Origin of the sequence: Actinomadura harenae, from assembly GCF_003696215.1 — a bacterium.
Classification (GTDB): domain Bacteria; phylum Actinomycetota; class Actinomycetes; order Streptosporangiales; family Streptosporangiaceae; genus Spirillospora; species Spirillospora harenae.
The window spans coordinates 19,805-35,946 of sequence record NZ_RFFG01000038.1 but is presented as its reverse complement, the minus strand read 5'-3'; the positions used below and the strand labels follow the sequence as shown (position 1 = coordinate 35,946).

Below are 16,142 nucleotides of genomic sequence, written 5' to 3'. Positions count from 1 at the left end.
GTCACCCTTGGCACATCGCCGGATGAGACATCGCGAGGTGGACACCGTGATCGATCCGCAGGTCGCGCAGGAGATCGAGGAGACCCTGCTCGCCGACCGGCTGAAGTACACCCGGGCCCAGGTCGAGGAACTCGCCGGGATGCCGCCGGAGAAGGCCCGCCGGATCTGGCAGACGCTCGGCTTCCCCGCCCCGTCCGACGACGAGGTCGCCTTCACCGAGGGCGACGTCCGCGCGCTCGTCGAGATCGACCGCCTCGTCGAGGACGGCCTGGTCGACGAGGCGGGCATGCTCCAGCTCGTCCGCGCCGTCGGCCAGACCATGGGCCGCCTCGCGAGCTGGGTCGTCGACGTCTGGCTGCCGAACGCCGCCGCCCGGCTGCCCGAGGACGCCGAGATGAGCCCGGAGACCGTCCAGTCCATCCTCGGCCTCACCGACCAGCTGCGTCCCCGGTTCGAGGGGCTGCTGCTCCAGGGCTGGCGCCGTCAGCTCGCCGCCGCCGGACTGCGCGTCACGGCCGCCAGCGGCGACGCGTCCGGGTCCGGCGACCTCGGCGTCGCCCGCCTCGCCGTCGGCTTCGCCGACATCGTCTCCTTCACCTCGCTCAGCCGCCGGATGGAGGGCCCGGCCCTCGCCGAGTTCGTCGAACGCTTCGAGGCCGTCACCTCCGAGACCGTCGCCGACCTGGGCGGACGCATCGTCAAGACGCTCGGCGACGAGGCCTTCTTCGTCGCCCCCGACCCGCGCGCCGTCGCCGAGATCGGCCTCATCCTCGCGGACCGCCACACCGCCGACCCCGACTTCCCCCTCGTCCGCGTGGGCCTCGCGTACGGCGAGGTCGTCCTCCGCCTCGGCGACGTCTTCGGCACCCCCGTCAACCTCGCCGCCCGCCTGACCGCCGCCGCCCACCGCGGCACCCTCCTCATCGACGCCCCGCTCGCGGCGGAACTGGCGTCCGCCGGGTACGACATCACCCCCCTCCGCCCCCGCCACCTGCAGGGCCTGGGCCGAGTCCGTCCTTACCGCCTCCGCCGCGCTCCGGCCTGACGTCAGAAAGGCGCCTCGGACCCGAGCGAGGACGCCGGACCACGCTGCCCGTCGTCCCCCAGAAGAGCCGCGAGCGCCCTTTCCCGCGCCGTCTCCCGATCCCGAAGCGCCTGCGCCCAAACCACCAGCGTGGACCTCCACGCCTCACGAAGCGCGTCCCGTTCTTCCGGGCCGACGACCAGGCGTTTCTCCCTATAGAGCGCGAAGGCCCGGTCCGTCACGGCACGACACTTCCGCACCTTCTCAGTGGCGCTCTCGAAGCCCTCACCCGTCCTATGCACCCGATCCTCAAGAACTCGATCGAGATTCCTGACGATCTCCCGCATGGGCAACGTCCCCCCGAAATGCGCCTCGACCCCGGCCATGTCATGCGCCCCTACACACGGCCCCGGCCCGCCCCCGTCCGCCCGCTCCAGAAGAAGCACCCTCTCCAAGGCCTCCTCCAAGCGAACGGTCGCCGCGACCCAATCCGTCACAGCGCTTTCCCAGCCCGCCCGAGCCTCTCCCACCCCAAGAGCACCTTGCTCCCGACACCCCTCATACAAACGAGCGGCATCACGAACCCCCGCCCGCGCCTGATCGAACCCCCGCTCCGCCTCCAGAAACAAAGACTCCGCGATGTACCGCTCTTTAGAGATCACCTACGACATATAGCCTTTTCACCTCACCCAAAAACCACCATCCCCACTCGAACAGCACCAGCGACAAGAAAGCCTCACCCCACCCCTCAATGCGCGTCAGCACAACCGGCAATGCGGGAACGGCAAGCCATGAGCCGGCACGCGAGGCGAACGCCAAGCGAATCCGGTCCGGATACGCGAGATCAGAGCGCGGCGACCCGCTCCGAGCAAGGCACAACGACGTCGGCGACAACCAGCGCGAACGCGCAGGCGGGCAGCGCGCTCGAAGTAGGGGCGCGCAGGCGGGCAGCGGGCTCGAAGTTGGGGCGCAGGTGGGGGTGCGGTCAGGGGAGGGCGGGGCCTCGGGTTTGCGGGGGCGGCGGACTGGAGGCGCGGCCTGGGGTGGACGGGCGGGGCGGGGTGGGGCGGACAGGGGTGGCGGGGTCCGCGTCGGAGCGGGTCCAGACGTCCATGATCATCAGCGTCTTGGTGCCGGTCACGTTGCCCGCGCGGCGGAGGGTGTCGATGACCTGCTGGAGGTGGCGCATGTCGCGGGCGCGGATGCTGACCAGGGCGTCGGGGTCGCCGGCGGTCGTGTAGATCGCCTGGACCTCGGGGGCGACGGTGGCGGTGCGGATGATCTCACTGACCGGGGCGGAGCCGGCGTAGCGGAGTTCGGTGAACGCCTCGATCGCCCAGCCGAGCTTGGAGTAGTCGATCTGGGTGGTGAAGCCGGTGATGACGCCGAGGTCGCGCATGCGGTCGACGCGGCGCTTCACGGCGGCGACGGAGAGGCCGACCTTCTCGGCCATCTCGGAGAAGGTGCGGCGGGCGTCCTGGCGGAGCAGGCGCAGCAGCGCGTGATCGATCTCGTCCAGCTCGGCCATCGGGCTCCTCACACAACATCCACGGCGAAATGCCAGGTCCCCAGTATAAATCTTTGCGTCTTGAGGGGTGTATGTCGGCAGTTACTTGCGTTTGACCGTTTCGAGGTGATGTGCTCCGCGCCACAGGGCGGGAACGAGGAGGTTCGATGGGCGTCCGGCTTGACGACAGGTACACCGCGCGCGAGGGGCGAGTACTGATCTCGGGCGTCCAGGCCCTGGTGCGGCTCACTCTGGAACAGCGCTGGCTGGACGAGGCGCGCGGCATCGGCACGCGCGCGTTCGTCTCCGGCTACCAGGGTTCGCCCCTCGGCGGCGTCGACCTGGAGATGGGCCGCGCCGCGAAGTTCCTGGACGAGGCCGGGGTGGTCTTCCAGGCGGGACTCAACGAGGAGCTCGCCGCCACCGCCGTCGCCGGAACCCAGCTGCTCGGCCAGGTGCCGGGCCGGCGCCATGAGGGCGTGACCGGGTACTGGTACGGCAAGAACCCCGGCCTCGACCGGGCCGCCGACGCCATCCGGCACGCGCAGCTCGCCGGGACCGCCGCCGTCGGAGGCGCGGTCGCGTGGATCGGGGACGACCCCGCCAGCAAGTCCTCGACCGTCCCGAGCTCGTGCGAGCCGATGGCGCAGTCGCTCTCACTGCCGCTGCTCGCCCCGGGCACCGTCGCGGAGATCATCGAGTTCGGCCTGCACGCCGTCGCGCTGTCCCGCGCCAGCGGCCTCTGGGCCGGGCTGAAGATCGTCGCCGACATCGCCGACGCGTCCGCCGTGGTGGACCTCGAGGAGATCCGCCGCACCATCCCGATGCCCGTCCGCGAGGAGCGCAAGGCGCCGACGCTGGTCGGCCCGGCCTCCCTGGACGCCGAGCACGACATGCTCACCCGGCGCCTCGACATCGCCCGCGCCTACGCCCGCGAGGCGGGACTCAACCGCATCACGTTCGGCGCGGACAACACCACCCTCGGCATCGTCGCGTCCGGCACCCAGTACGCCGTCATTCAGCGCGCCCTGACCGACCTGGGCCTGGACGAGGCCGCCATGAACGACCTCGGCCTGCGCCTCATCCGCCTGGGCATGCCCTTCCCGCTCGACGACGCCGAGCTGGTCCGCATGACCGCCGACCTGGACGAGGTCCTCGTCGTCGAGGACAAGGTCCCCTTCCTCGAGCAGCACCTCAAGGCCGTCCTCTTCGACCACGCCAACACGCCCGCCGCACGTCCCGCGAAGGCCGACGGCGCGAACCGCGCGGACACGACCACGGACGCGGGCGTCGGCACCGAGACCGGCACCGGCACCGGCACCGGCGAAGCGATCGACTCGGCCGCTGACGGCACGAGCCTCGGCGGGGTCCGGGTGCCCCGGGTGGTCGGGCGTCGCGGGGTGGACGGCAAGGAGCTGCTGCCCTCCCGTGGGACGGTCGGGTCCGAGGACGTCGTGCGCGCGCTGGTCGCGCGGTTCGGCGAGGAGCGGCTGCCCAAGGCGGCGGTCGTGCTGCGGAAGCCGAAGAAGAAGGGCCGGCTGTCACTGCCGGTCGTCGCGGCGCGCACGCCGTACTTCTGCTCGGGCTGCCCGCACAACACGTCCACCCGGGCGTCGGAGGACACCCTCGTCGGCGTGGGCATCGGCTGCCACGTGATGATCGCGCTGGACGGCGCGGGACGCGGCAACCAGCTCGGCCTCACCCAGATGGGCGGCGAGGGCACCCAGTGGATCGGGCTCGCGCCGTTCACCAAGGACAAGCACTTCGTCCAGAACCTCGGTGACGGCACGTTCCACCACTCCGGCTCGCTGGCGATCCGCGCCGCCGTCGCCGCCGGGGTCACGATGACCTACAAGCTGCTGTACAACGACGCCGTCGCCATGACCGGCGGGCAGAAGGCCGAAGGCCGGCTGGACATCCCGACGCTCACCCGCTGGCTGGCGCTGGAAGGCGTCCGCCGCGTCGTGATCACGACGGACTCCCCGGCCGACTACCGGGGCGTGACGCTCGACCCGATCGCGCACGTCCGGCACCGCGACGACCTGCCCGAGGTGGACCGCGAGCTGGCCGCGCTGGACGGCGTGACCGTGCTGATCCACGACGACCGGTGCGCCGCCGAGGAGCGCCGCCTGCGCAAGCGCGGCAAGCTCCCGACGCCCGCCGAGAAGGTGCTGATCAACGAGCGCGTGTGCGAGGGCTGCGGCGACTGCGGCGAGCAGTCCACCTGCCTCTCCGTGCAGCCGGTGGAGACCGAGTTCGGTCGCAAGACCCGCATTCACCAGCCGTCATGTAACACCGACCTTTCCTGCCTCAAGGGCGACTGCCCGTCGTTCCTGCTGGTCGAGCCGGGGACGCGGCGGCAGCGGTCGCTGCCCGCGCTGCCGGTCGCGCTGACCGAGCCCGTCCGCCGCTTCGGCGACGCCGACGTGCTGCTCCGCATGCCCGGCATCGGCGGCACCGGTGTCGTCACCGTGTCGCAGATCCTGCAGATGGCGGCCCGGCTGGACGGCTCCTACGCCGCCGGCCTGGAGCAGACCGGACTGGCGCAGAAGGGCGGACCGGTCGTCAGCGACCTGCGCTTCTCCGTCCGCCCGGTGCCCGGGGCGCTGCGCGCCACCCAGGGCACGGCCGACGTCCTGCTGGGCTTCGACCTGCTCGGCGCCGCCGCGGAGAGCAACCTCGCCACCGCCGAGCCGGGCCGCACGATCGCGGTCGTCAACACCGCGCTCGTCCCGACGGCGGCGATGGTCACCGGCCGCGTCGCGCTGCCGGGCTCCCCGGACGAGTCCCTGACCCGCGTCGAGTCCGTCACCAGCCGCGCCGACAACCTGTACCTGGACGCGCAGGGCCTCGCCGAGACCCTGTTCGGCGACAACATGCCCGCCAACATGGTCCTGGTCGGGGCCGCCTACCAGCACGGCTGCCTGCCGGTCGCCGCCGAGGCGATCGAGGACGCCATCCGGCTCAACGGCGCGGCCGTCGACAAGAACCTGGCCGCCTTCCGCTGGGGCCGCGCCGCCGCGCTGGACCTCAAGGCCGTCCAGGCCGCGGTCGAGCCCCCGGCCCGTCCGCTGATCGAGCTCACGCCGGTCGCGCGGGCCATCGCCGAGCAGGCCGCCCCCGCGCAGGGCGGGGCGGAGCTCGAGGAGGTCCTGAGCCTCCGGGTCGCGGACCTGATCGAGTTCCAGAACGAGAACTACGCGCGCAGCTACGCCGAGGACGTCCGGCGCGTCACCGCGCTCGCCGCCGAGCGCGTCGACGAGGACGCGGCGCGTCGCGTCGGTCTCGCCTATGCCACCTCCCTCCACAAGCTCATGGCCTACAAGGACGAGTACGAGGTCGCCCGCCTGCACCTCGACCCGGTCGAGCGGGCCAAGCGCGAGGAGGAGTTCGGCCCGGACGCCAAGGTCTCGGTCATGCTGCACCCGCCGATCCTCCGCGCCCTCGGCATGAAGCGAAAGATCCGGCTGACCCGGACGGCCCCGGTCGCGTTCCGGGCCCTGCGCGCCGCGCGCGGCCTGCGCGGCACGACCCTGGACCTGTTCGGCCACGCCGAGGTGCGCCGGATCGAGCGCGAGCTCGTGCAGGAGTACCGGGGCCTGGTGCGGGACGCTCTGACGCACCTCACCCCCGGCACGGTCGCCGCGGTGGTCGACCTCGCCCGGCTGCCCGAGACCGTCCGCGGCTACGAGGACATCAAGCTCGCCCGCGTCGCCGAGTACCGCGAGCGCGCCCACGCCACGCTCGCCGACCTCGCCGGCGCGAACCGGACCGACCGTCCCCATCAGCTCGCCTGACCCGGCCGCTGACCGTCCGTCCCTGGCCGGTGCGTCTGGGAGGCGCACCGTCCGGGACGCACCGTCCGCCCGGGTCGGGCGCCCCCAGCAACACGAGGCCCCCGCCAGGTCGGACGCCCCTCACCAGCCGTCCGGCCTGCCCGAGCCACCGGCCCGTGACCTCCATCGTCGCGGGCCGGCGACCGCGGTGAAAGCCACGTCCCGAACTGTGGATAACTTCGTGGCAAGGTGGGACCGCCTGTGGGTGCCTCTGGAGGAAGACAATGACCGTCGATCGTCTACTGCCCAGCGATGAAGCGCGTGACCTCATCGCCCTGACGCGTGAGCTCGCCGACAAGGAGCTCCTCACGCGCGTGCACGAGCACGAGCGTGCCGAGACCTATCCCGAGGGTCTCTTCGCGATGCTCGGGGAAGCGGGTCTGCTCGGCCTGCCCTACCCGGAGGAGTACGGCGGAGGCGGGCAGCCTTACGAGGTGTACCTGCAGGTCATCGAGGAGCTGTCGGCCCGCTGGGCGGCCATCGCGGTCGCCACCAGCGTCCACACGCTCTCGGTCTTCCCGCTGTTCACGTTCGGGACGGACGAGCAGAAGCAGCGCTGGCTCCCGGACATGCTCGGCGGGAGCCTCATCGGCGGCTACAGCCTGTCCGAGCCGCAGGCGGGATCGGACGCGTCGGCCCTGACCTGCAAGGCCGAGCGGACGGACGGCGGCTACCGGATCACCGGCACCAAGGCGTGGATCACCCACGGCGGACGCGCCGACTTCTACTCGCTGTTCGCCCGCACCGGCGACTCGATCTCGTGCTTCCTCGCACCCGGTCAGGTCGAGGGGCTCAGTTTCGGACGTCCCGAAGAGAAGATGGGGCTACACGCCGTCCCCACGACCACCGCCAACTGGGACGGCGCGCTGATCGAGGACGAGCGCCTCATCGGCGCCGAGGGCGAGGGCCTCCGCATCGCGTTCAGCGCCCTGGACTCCGGGCGCCTCGGCATCGCCGCGTGCGCGGTCGGCCTCGCCCAGGCCGCGCTCGACCACGCGGTCGCCTACGCCAAGGAGCGCACCACCTTCGGCCGCCGCATCATCGACCACCAGGGCCTCGGCTTCCTGCTGGCCGACATGGCCGCCGCCGTGACGTCCGCGCGCGCCACCTACCTGGACGCGGCCCGCCGCCGCGACCTGGGCCTGCCCTACTCACGCGAGGCGTCCGTCGCCAAGCTCACGGCCACCGACGCCGCCATGAAGGTCACCACGGACGCCGTCCAGGTCCTCGGCGGCAACGGCTACACGCGCGACTTCCCCGTGGAGCGCTTCATGCGCGAGGCCAAGATCATGCAGATCTTCGAGGGCACCAACCAGATCCAGCGCCTCGTCATCGCCCGCTCGCTGTCCCGCTGACCCGTCCCGCGCGCACGAGCCCGCCACTCAGCGAGGCCCGTGCGCGCCCGCACGCCCAGCCCCGCCTCCGTCCGGGGTGCGGGTGCCGTGCCGTCCGGCTTGGACGGCACGGGGTCAGCTCGTGTTACCAGTTGTCGTCGTCAGAGTCGTAGTTGTACTCGTTGTTGGTCACCTCGTAGATGACCTGCTCCTTGGGTTCGTCGTCGTCCAGCATCTCGTTGATGAGGGCTCCGCCGACCAGGCCGGCGGCACCGGCTGCGGCGACGCCCGCCCATCCGGGGCCTCGGCGGCGGTCGTGGTGGTGGTCGTAGTCGTGGTCGTAGCCCGGCTGGGGGTACCCGGCGGCCGGGTACCCCGGCTGGACGGGATATCCGGGCTGCGGGGCGGGGTAGCCGGGCTGGGGTGCCGGATAGCCGGGCTGACCAGTGGACATCTGCTGCTGGTAGACGGCCCAGCGCTGGGCGCAGGCCGGGCACGCGGTCACGTTTCGTGCCGCGCCCCACTGCGGGGTCCAGAGGATGTTCTGCATCCCCGGGCCATGCGCAGCGTCAAAGAAACATGTCATCGAAAACTCCTCAGACCTGGAGGGACAAGTCCGGAGTGGCCAACGCCCGGCGGGTTTCGGCGGTTCCCCCACACCCATGACCAGCGCTTCCTGGACAGACCACTACAGCTGTGCGGCGAGGCCGGCCTGGCTCGAGCATGGACCTGGCAGGCGGTACCAAGGCTTGCAGGTACGCCTCACAGAGACGTGGCGTGGATGCGGATGGCGTCGGCGAGCCAGTCGGGCAGGTCCTGGTCGATGGCGGCGATGGGGGCGCGCTGTTCGGGGTTGTCGGTGATCAGGTCCGCCAGCGCCCGATAGGCGGCGGCATCGGCCGGCCAGAGTCTGCGCACTTCCCGATAGTGCTCGGCTACCAGGTCGAAGACCTCGGACGCGCCGGGGGCGACACCTCTGGATCTGGCCTCCGACATGCGCGAATACAGAAGTCCGGCCCTTGCCGCGGCACGGTCGTAGTCAGCGCGTGTCCAGGCGTGGGTGGTGTGGTCGGCGTCGGTCAGCCGGTCGGCGGCGGCCGGCCCATAGCGGACGTTCAGGTCCTGTCGGAGGCGGTCCTTGGCTTCGGCGAGGCCGGTGAAGAAGTCCTCGTCGTCCAGGAGGCGTTCGCCTGTGAGTCCGGCGATAGTGCGGTCGACCGTGTCCAGCACGCGGTTGAGCCGGTCGCGCTCGGCGGCCACTTGCTCGCGGTGGCGGCGCAGCGCGGTGAGTTCGTCGGACGTGCCGTCCAGCGCCGTCGCGATGTCGGGCAGGGGCATGCCGAGTCGGCGCATGAGCAGGATGCGCTGGAGTCGCAGCAGTTCGCGGCGCCCGTAGTAGCGGTAGCCGTTGTCCGCCACGCGCGCCGGGACGAGCAGACCGATGTCGTGGTAGTGACGCAGCGTGCGCGCCGAGACACCGGCCATCCGGGCGACCCTGCTGATGGAGTGCTCCATGTCCGGCAGGCTAAGCGCTGGACCTTCTCGTAACGTCAACTTCTAGGGTCGCGGCCGTGACCACACATCGGCCCTTCACCATCACAGACGTGCGCATCTTCGACGGACGCGTCATCCTCGACGCCTCGTGCGCGCGCATTGCCGGCGGACGCGTCGACGCTCTCGGCGGCTCTGAGATCGTCCGCGAAGGCGACGAGCTCGTAGCCGGGCGAGGTGGGACGCTGCTCCCCGGTCTCATCGATGCGCACGTCCATCTGCTGCCCGGCTGCACGCAGCTCGCGGCGCTCTTCGGCGTCACAACGGTGATCGACCAGTTCAGTAAGCCCGAGGTCATCGAGCGGGAGCGGGCGGCCGCCGACGCGTCCGAACCGGTGTGCGCTGACATGCGGACCTCCGGAATCGGCGCGACGGCTCCCGGGGGTCACCCCACGCTGGCCTATGCGCCGATTCCCTATGTCCATGGCCCGGCGGACGCGGCGGAGTTCGTCAATGCGCGCGCGCACGAGGGTGCCACGCATCTGAAGCTCATCTACGACGACGGCTCGGGCGCGCACATGCGGATCCCGACGCTGGACACGACGACCGTCGAAGCGCTCGTCCGTGAGGCTCACAAGCTCGGGATGCCGGTCGTGGCGCATGTCTCCACGGCCGTCGGCGCGGTCACGATGGCCCGGTGCGGCGTGGACGTCCTGGCGCACGCGCCGTTCGATTCCCTGAGCGATGGTCAGGTGACAGCGGTCGCGAGTGCGGGATGCGCGGTGATAGCGACGCTCGATGTCGTGGACGGTTTCCCCGGCCCCGACGGCAGGCTGCCGTTGCAGCACGAACCGAACCTCCCGGCGCGGTGGCGGCGGGTCCTCGACCGGCAGTCCCGCAGGTGGATGCCCCCTCAGCGTCCCGACGGAGCGGCGGCGCGGCGTAACGCGCCGGCGCTGCGGGAGGCGGGTGCGCCGGTGCTGGCCGGCACTGACGCGCCCAATCCCGGCCTGGTGTGCGGGGCGAGCCTGCATCGGGAGCTGCGCCATCTGGTCGCCGCCGGATTCCGTCCCGAGGACGCGCTGACCGCGGCCACCGACGCGCCCGCCCGGGTTTTCGGACTGACCGACAGGGGACGCGTGGAGGTCGGACGACGCGCCGACCTCGTCCTGGTGGACGGCGATCCGACCGTGTCGGTCGAGGCCAGCCGGAACGTCCGGGCCACGTGGGTCACCGGACGTCGCGTCGCCCCCGGCGCCTACCCCGGCAGCCAGGCCGAACGTGACGGCATAGCCCATCTCCGCGCCACCACGGAGAAGATCGTCGAGGCTCTGCGCGAACGCCGGCCCGGCTTCCCCGCCCCGGAAACGGTCACGCGGGAAGACGGTGAACCGCTCGGCCGAATCGTGCCTTCCGCGGGCGGTTGGCAGGCCATGACGATCTTCGGCGCCCCGCTCGGCGAGACGTCCGACCGTGAGGCGGCGCGCGAGATTCTGCAGGTGAACGGCTTGTCGAGCCTGGCCGAACCGTGGTGGGCGCGACCGATGGACGAGCCGTCCTGGCGCGAGGCGCGACTCCTCGAAGTGCGCCCCGACCGCGTCCGCGTGCGCTGGACGGACCCGCTCGCCGAGCAGCCGGCGTCCGGCCGCTGGTTCGAGCTGGACGACATCGACCTCGCGCGGACCCGCCCCGAGGACACGACGCCTCGCGCTTAGGAGTCTGAGCCGGACGGCGCGGCGTTGCGGCGCTCCGCCCGGACGCGGAGGAGGTCGGCCGTGGCCTGGTCGGCGGGCAGGAAGGCCTCCAGGTGGAGTTCGGCGAGGGTGACGTCGGTCGCGGTGGCGAACGAGGTCAGGGTGGTGATCAGGCGTAGTTCGCCGTCCGCCGAGGCGAGTCGCATCGGGACGGAGAAGCCCAGGTGGTCGGGGCCGACGGGGCTCTGCGGGACGTATCCGGCGAGCTCGGCGACGAAGGCGTCGAGGCGCGGATCCGGGCTTCGCCGGGCCCGGGCGCGCAGGTTCTCGATGACGTGTCGTCCCCATTCGTCCAGGTTCGCCACCCGGGGGCCCATCCCCTGCGGGTGGAGCATGAGGCGCAGCATGTTGACGGGCGGTTCGAGCAGCTCGGGGGACGCGTCCTCGGTGAAGAGCTCGACGGCGTCGTTGGCCGCGACGCCCCGGCCGTACGGCGCGATGACCAGCGCGGGACAGGGCAGGTGGCCGTGCAGGATCTGCTCCAGCGCGGTGCGGACGGGACGCAGCGCCGCCTCGTCCAGCCCGGATTCGGCGAACACCGGCGCGTACCCGGCCGTCGTGAGCAGGTCGTTCCGCTCCCGCAGGGACAGGCCGAGGGATTCGGCCAGCCGAATCACGATCGCCCGGCCCGGACGCGAGCGGCCGCTCTCGATGAAGCTCAGATGCCGTTGGGTCGTTCCCGCCTGGACGGCCAGCTCGAGCTGGCTGACCCGGCGGACCGCGCGCCAGTGCTTCAGCTCCGTCCCGACGCTTTTCTGTGCATACGTACTGCTCACCGTCCCGTTCTACCGGCCGTCTCGGCCGCTGGGCGATTCCTCCGGAGGAATTGTCGGGCGCACCGTCCACGCGGACGATCGTCCCCGACCGAACGCCCCTGAACGAAGGACCGTTATGAAGAGTTACCGCCTTGACCCGGGTCACGGACTCGCCGGGCTAACACTGCACGAACAGGACGAGCCCGAGCCGGGACGCCGGCAGGTCGTGGTGAGGGTCCGCGCGAGCTCGATCGGCTTCCGCGACCTGATGGTGCTGGCCAACACGTACGTCCTGCCGATCAGCCCCGGCGTCGTGCCCGGCTGCGAGGGGGTCGGCGAGGTCGTGGCCGTCGGTGAGGGCGTCGGCCGTGTCCGGGTCGGCGACCGCGTGGCCGCCACCGTGTTCCCGCGCTGGCTGGACGGCCCGTTCCTGCCCGGGAACGCCGTCCAGCTCGGCACCATGGTCGACGGGATGCTGACCGAGTACGCGCTGCTGGACGAGGACGGTGTCGTGCCCGTCCCGGAGCATCTGTCCGACGAGGAGGCCGCCGCGTTCCCACTGGCCGCGGTGACCGCGTGGAACGCCCTGACCAGTGGGAACCCCCTCCGGCCGGGGGCGACCGTGCTCACGCTCGGGTCGGGGGCGGTGTCGCTGTTCGTCCTGCGCTTCGCCAAGCTGGCAGGGGCCCGGGTGATCGTCACGACGTCCGGCCCCGCCAAGGCCGGGCGGCTCCGGGAGCTCGGCGCGGACGAGGTGATCGACTACCGCGAGACCCCCGCCTGGGACGAGGCCGTCCGCGCCCTGACCGGCGGCGACGGTGTCGACCGGGTCGTGGACGCGACCGGCCCGCTCGAGAGGTCGCTGAAGTCGGTCGCGATGAACGGCGAGGTCGCCTTCGTCGGCCACTGGCTGTCCGGCGACGAGGGGGCCCGGGCCGTCGACCCGTCCACGCTGTTCATGGCGGGCGCCGCGCTGCATCGCATCGCCACCGGCAGCCGCGCGCACTTCCTTGAGCTGAACCGGGCCGTCGAGCTGCACCGGGTTCGTCCTGTCATCGACCGCGTCTTCCCCTTTGAGGAACTTCCCGACGCCTTCGCCCACTGCGCGTCGGGCGAAGGCTTCGGGAAGATCATCATCAGCCATGCCTGAGCCGTCCGGCGCCCCCGCGCCGGACGGCTGGCTCGCCCCGTTCGGCTAGCTCGCGCCGCCCAGGCCGAGCAGGACGACGCCCGCGGCGCCTCCGGCGGTGACCACGCCCGCGACCGCGAGCAGGGCGTACTCGTGGCAGACGAACCGGATCGCTTGGAGGCGGGTCGTGCCGATACGGCGGAGTAGTGCCAGCTCACGGCGGCGTCCGGAGATCGCGGTCGCGGCGGTGGCGACCGTGCCGATCGCACCGTAGACGCCGGCGATGCCGATCATCACCAGCAACCCGATGCGCGTCTGCTCCGCCTGGCGGTCGCTGACGGCGGCCGTCCATCGGGACGTGGTGACCACCTTGGCATCGGGTTCGCCGAAGGCGGCGTCACGCGAAGCCAGCGCCGCCCGCACTTTCGGCTCGGCCGCGGGCGTCGCACGCAGGTAGAGGCGGCCGGGCTGGGCGGAGCGGCCGGCGCGATGCGGTCCGAGGACGATGCGCGGAGCCCCGGGTGCGGCATCGAACACGGCGGTGACCTGCAAGGACACCGGGGTTCCGTCGGCCAGCCACAGCCGCATGGCCTGTCCGGCGCGCTTGTGCCAGGAGGCGTCGAGCGCCACGGTCGTGTCGTTCAGGCCGTTCAGGGATCCCTGCCGGACGCGCAGTCCGAGCACCGCCGGGGAGTCGACGGCGATGGCGGAGAACGGCACCGGCGTCGGCGCCTCCAGGTGGAACGGCGTCAGCGCGGGCTCATGGGCGAGGACGCTCGTGTCCGTGATGGCGGACGCCGTCACACCCGGCACGGCGCGCACCCGAGCGACCAGCGCGGCGGACAACCCGGACCCGCCAGACCCACCGGCCCCACCGGACGGGAGGACCACCAGGTCAGCGGGTGCGGCCTCGGAGTGCAGGCCGCGTTCCTTCACCGACTCGGCGATGCCCGTCGCGCCGAGGACGGCCACCGCGAGCCCCAAAGTGATCACCAGCGGGACGATCGTCCCGGCGGCCTGGCGCGCCCCCGTGGCGACCCGTTCGCGGGCCAGCAGCCCCCCGGGCCCGGCGCCGCGTGTGAACGGCCAGGTGAGCAGCCCGACCAGCGACGGAAGCAGCGTCGGCGCCAGCAGCGCCGCGCCGCCGACGACCAGGAGCGCGAGCTCGACGTCGGTCTTGGCGTCGAGTGCCAGGTCGGGCATCACGATCGCGATCAGCAGCAGGAGTCCGATGCCGCAGGCGAACGCGGCCAGCCCGAGCAGGCGCCGCGGCAGGCCCGAGCCTCCTCGCTCGACGTCCACCTCGCGCAGAGCCTCGGCCGGACGGACGGTCGCGGCGCGCACCGAAGCGGCGACCACGGCCAGGACCGCGACCAGGACTCCGCTCACGAACGCGAGCGCCAGCGGGGCGATCGCCCCGGCGTCCCGGGGGACGGTGAACCAGGCGGGGGCCATGTCGTGCCCGGCCAGCCACCGTGCGAGCAGCGGACCGCCGACCAGTCCGAGGACGCATCCGGCGATCGATCCGGCCACGCCGACCAGTACCGCTTCCGTGCCGACAGCCCTGACGACCTGCGCGGGAGTCGCGCCGAGCGTCCGCAGCAGCGCCAGCTCACGCCGCCGGCGCGCGACCGACAGCCCGAACGCGCTCGCGGTGACGTACAGGGAGACCGAGGCCGAGAGCAGCGCGGCGACGCCGAGGAACGAGGTCAGGGACGTCAGGTTCGCCCGGTCGCTCAGCGCGCCCGGATCGGCCAGCGCGCGATCGCGTCCGGTCAGGACCCGCACACCCGGAATCGAGGCGGCCTGCCGCGCGGCCGCCTGGTCGGCGGGGACCAGCGCGTCCACGGACGGCGACAACCGTGCCGCCTCGGCATCGGTGAAGAAGATCGCGTGCTCGACGCCCACTGCACGCTCGACGTCCGCCGCGTGGGCGGCCGGCCGCGCGACGCCGACAACGGTGTACGAGCCGTCCGTTTCGCCGGCATGCACCCTCACGCGCTGCCCGACCCGGGCCCCGCCGGTCGCGACGATCTCGCCAGGACGGCCAGGAGCGCGCCCCGAAACCAGGGCATAGGGAGCGAAAGCGGCCGATGCCCAGCCATGTCCGACCTGGTCGGCGGGCCCTCCCGGCGTCCGTACCGGGAAGCTCCGGTCCAGCGCCGCGCCGGGGAAGCGCGCGACGACCGAGGCGGGCAGCGCGGGCTGCTCGGCGGTCGGCGTCCCGTAGCGGTCCCGCAACCGCAGGTTCGGGTCGGCCTGCACCACGGCCGGAGCGGCCGCGAACCGCCGCGGCAGCCGATGCGGATCGGCGGACGCCGCCCCCAGCACCAGCGCCATGGTCGCGATCACCGCGACACCCAGGGCCAACGCCGCCAGCGGCCCGGCGAGCGATCCCCAGCGGGCCCGCAGCCCGGCCACCGCGACGCTCAGCACGACGCCTCCTTCTTCGCGAACGCGGCGGCCCCGCCCGCCTGGGCGCTCGGCGGGGTGGCGGGGTCGAGGGCGGTGAGGTGGGCGGCCACGGTGGAGGCGTCGGGGTGGTCGAGGGTTCCGGCGACGCGGCCGTCGGCGAGGAAGACGACGCGGTCCGCGTGGGCGGCGGCGACGGGGTCGTGGGTGACCATGATGATCGTCTGACCGTGTCCGGTGACGAGGGTGCGCAGGATCCCGAGGACGGTGCGGGAGGACGCGCTGTCCAGCGCGCCGGTCGGCTCGTCGGCGAACAGGACGCGCGGCGCGGCGACGAGGGCCCGCGCGATGGCGACGCGTTGCTGCTGGCCACCGGAGAGTTCCGCCGGACGGTGGCGGGCGCGGTCGGCGAGGCCGACGGCGTCGAGGGCGGCGCGGACGGCGTGCGGGTCGGGACGGTGCCCGGCCAGGCGCAGCGGCATGCCGACGTTCTGTTCGGCGGTCAGCGCGGGCAGCAGGTTGTAGGCCTGGAAGATGAACCCGATCGTTTCGCGCCGCAGCCTGGTCAGCGCGGACTCGCGGAGCCGCGACAGGTCCGTGCCCGCGACCGACACGGTCCCGGCCGTCGGACGCTCCAGCCCGGCCGCGCACTGGAGCAGCGTCGACTTGCCCGATCCGGACGCGCCCATCACGGCGGTGAACGACCCTTCCGGGAACCCCAGGGTGACCTTGTCCAGGGCGGTGACGGCGCCGGATCCCGTCCCGTGGGTCTTGCTCACCGCGGTGAGCCGCACGATGTCCATGCCCTCAAGTCAAGCGCCGGGGACCAGGCCCGGTCGATCAGCCGGAGCACCGTCTGCGGGGTATGCCCAGCCTTACCCCGCCCCCTCTCCCACGCCC

Annotated in this window: 12 protein-coding genes; 5 read left to right on the top strand and 7 right to left on the bottom strand. The window is 72.5% G+C overall.

What is annotated here, in order from left to right; genetic code table 11:
• Positions 1–46: 46 nt before the first annotated feature.
• The gene (locus EBO15_RS21465) at positions 47–1,045 is read left to right on the top strand and encodes an adenylate/guanylate cyclase domain-containing protein (RefSeq protein ID WP_233616342.1); all 999 of its coding nucleotides are present in this window, start codon (positions 47–49) and stop codon (positions 1,043–1,045) included.
• A 2-nt stretch (positions 1,046–1,047) separates the two neighbouring features.
• Here the strand turns inward: EBO15_RS21465 and EBO15_RS21460 are convergent, their stop codons facing one another.
• Both EBO15_RS21460 and EBO15_RS21455 read right to left on the bottom strand, forming a co-directional pair.
• Positions 1,048–1,554, bottom strand: a complete 507-nt coding sequence (locus tag EBO15_RS21460) for a hypothetical protein (RefSeq protein WP_147481597.1) — start codon at positions 1,552–1,554, stop codon at positions 1,048–1,050.
• 455 nt (positions 1,555–2,009) lie between these two features.
• The gene (locus EBO15_RS21455) at positions 2,010–2,552 is read right to left on the bottom strand and encodes an Lrp/AsnC family transcriptional regulator (protein ID WP_122196215.1); all 543 of its coding nucleotides are present in this window, start codon (positions 2,550–2,552) and stop codon (positions 2,010–2,012) included.
• A 146-nt stretch (positions 2,553–2,698) separates the two neighbouring features.
• Here EBO15_RS21455 and EBO15_RS21450 point away from each other — a divergent pair, with 146 nt between their 5' ends.
• Both EBO15_RS21450 and EBO15_RS21445 read left to right on the top strand, forming a co-directional pair.
• Positions 2,699–6,328 carry an indolepyruvate ferredoxin oxidoreductase family protein gene (locus EBO15_RS21450; RefSeq protein ID WP_122196214.1) on the top strand — a complete coding sequence of 1,210 codons (3,630 nt, stop codon included), beginning with the start codon at positions 2,699–2,701 and terminating at the stop codon, positions 6,326–6,328.
• A 263-nt stretch (positions 6,329–6,591) separates the two neighbouring features.
• Entirely contained in the window at positions 6,592–7,722 is a 1,131-nt protein-coding gene (locus EBO15_RS21445; RefSeq protein ID WP_122196213.1) for an acyl-CoA dehydrogenase family protein, read from the top strand.
• Between the two features lie 124 nt (positions 7,723–7,846).
• Here the strand turns inward: EBO15_RS21445 and EBO15_RS46170 are convergent, their stop codons facing one another.
• Both EBO15_RS46170 and EBO15_RS21435 read right to left on the bottom strand, forming a co-directional pair.
• Positions 7,847–8,251, bottom strand: coding sequence for a hypothetical protein (locus tag EBO15_RS46170; RefSeq protein WP_233616341.1), 405 nt, complete (start codon positions 8,249–8,251; stop codon positions 7,847–7,849).
• Between the two features lie 212 nt (positions 8,252–8,463).
• A complete protein-coding gene (locus tag EBO15_RS21435) occupies positions 8,464–9,216 on the bottom strand; it encodes a MerR family transcriptional regulator (RefSeq protein WP_122196212.1) in 753 nt (250 codons plus the stop codon).
• A gap of 89 nt (positions 9,217–9,305) precedes the next feature.
• Here EBO15_RS21435 and EBO15_RS21430 point away from each other — a divergent pair, with 89 nt between their 5' ends.
• Positions 9,306–10,907, top strand: a complete 1,602-nt coding sequence (locus EBO15_RS21430) for an amidohydrolase family protein (RefSeq protein WP_199744716.1) — start codon at positions 9,306–9,308, stop codon at positions 10,905–10,907.
• Here the strand turns inward: EBO15_RS21430 and EBO15_RS21425 are convergent.
• Positions 10,904–11,722 carry a helix-turn-helix domain-containing protein gene (locus EBO15_RS21425; RefSeq protein WP_122196210.1) on the bottom strand — a complete coding sequence of 273 codons (819 nt, stop codon included), beginning with the start codon at positions 11,720–11,722 and terminating at the stop codon, positions 10,904–10,906. The genes EBO15_RS21430 and EBO15_RS21425 overlap by 4 nt on opposite strands.
• Before the next feature lie 115 nt (positions 11,723–11,837).
• On the opposite strand from EBO15_RS21425, the gene EBO15_RS21420 reads away from it, so the two are divergent.
• Positions 11,838–12,851, top strand: a complete 1,014-nt coding sequence (locus EBO15_RS21420; RefSeq protein ID WP_122196209.1) for a zinc-dependent alcohol dehydrogenase family protein — start codon at positions 11,838–11,840, stop codon at positions 12,849–12,851.
• Between the two features lie 45 nt (positions 12,852–12,896).
• On the opposite strand, the gene EBO15_RS21415 is transcribed toward EBO15_RS21420, so the two are convergent.
• Positions 12,897–15,266, bottom strand: a complete 2,370-nt coding sequence (locus tag EBO15_RS21415) for an FtsX-like permease family protein (RefSeq protein ID WP_122196208.1) — start codon at positions 15,264–15,266, stop codon at positions 12,897–12,899.
• Positions 15,260–16,045, bottom strand: a complete 786-nt coding sequence (locus EBO15_RS21410; RefSeq protein ID WP_122196207.1) for an ABC transporter ATP-binding protein — start codon at positions 16,043–16,045, stop codon at positions 15,260–15,262. The genes EBO15_RS21415 and EBO15_RS21410 overlap by 7 nt, the downstream gene beginning before the upstream one ends.
• Between the last annotated feature and the right edge of the window lie 97 nt (positions 16,046–16,142).

Coding starts and splice junctions, on each gene's coding strand:
- EBO15_RS21410 (WP_122196207.1), bottom strand. CDS start 16,045: ATGGACATCGTGCGGCTCACCGCGGTGAGCAAGACCCACGGGACGGGA.
- EBO15_RS21435 (WP_122196212.1), bottom strand. CDS start 9,216: ATGGAGCACTCCATCAGCAGGGTCGCCCGGATGGCCGGTGTCTCGGCG.
- EBO15_RS46170 (WP_233616341.1), bottom strand. CDS start 8,251: ATGCAGAACATCCTCTGGACCCCGCAGTGGGGCGCGGCACGAAACGTG.
- EBO15_RS21450 (WP_122196214.1), top strand. CDS start 2,699: ATGGGCGTCCGGCTTGACGACAGGTACACCGCGCGCGAGGGGCGAGTA.
- EBO15_RS21420 (WP_122196209.1), top strand. CDS start 11,838: ATGAAGAGTTACCGCCTTGACCCGGGTCACGGACTCGCCGGGCTAACA.
- EBO15_RS21455 (WP_122196215.1), bottom strand. CDS start 2,552: ATGGCCGAGCTGGACGAGATCGATCACGCGCTGCTGCGCCTGCTCCGC.
- EBO15_RS21445 (WP_122196213.1), top strand. CDS start 6,592: ATGACCGTCGATCGTCTACTGCCCAGCGATGAAGCGCGTGACCTCATC.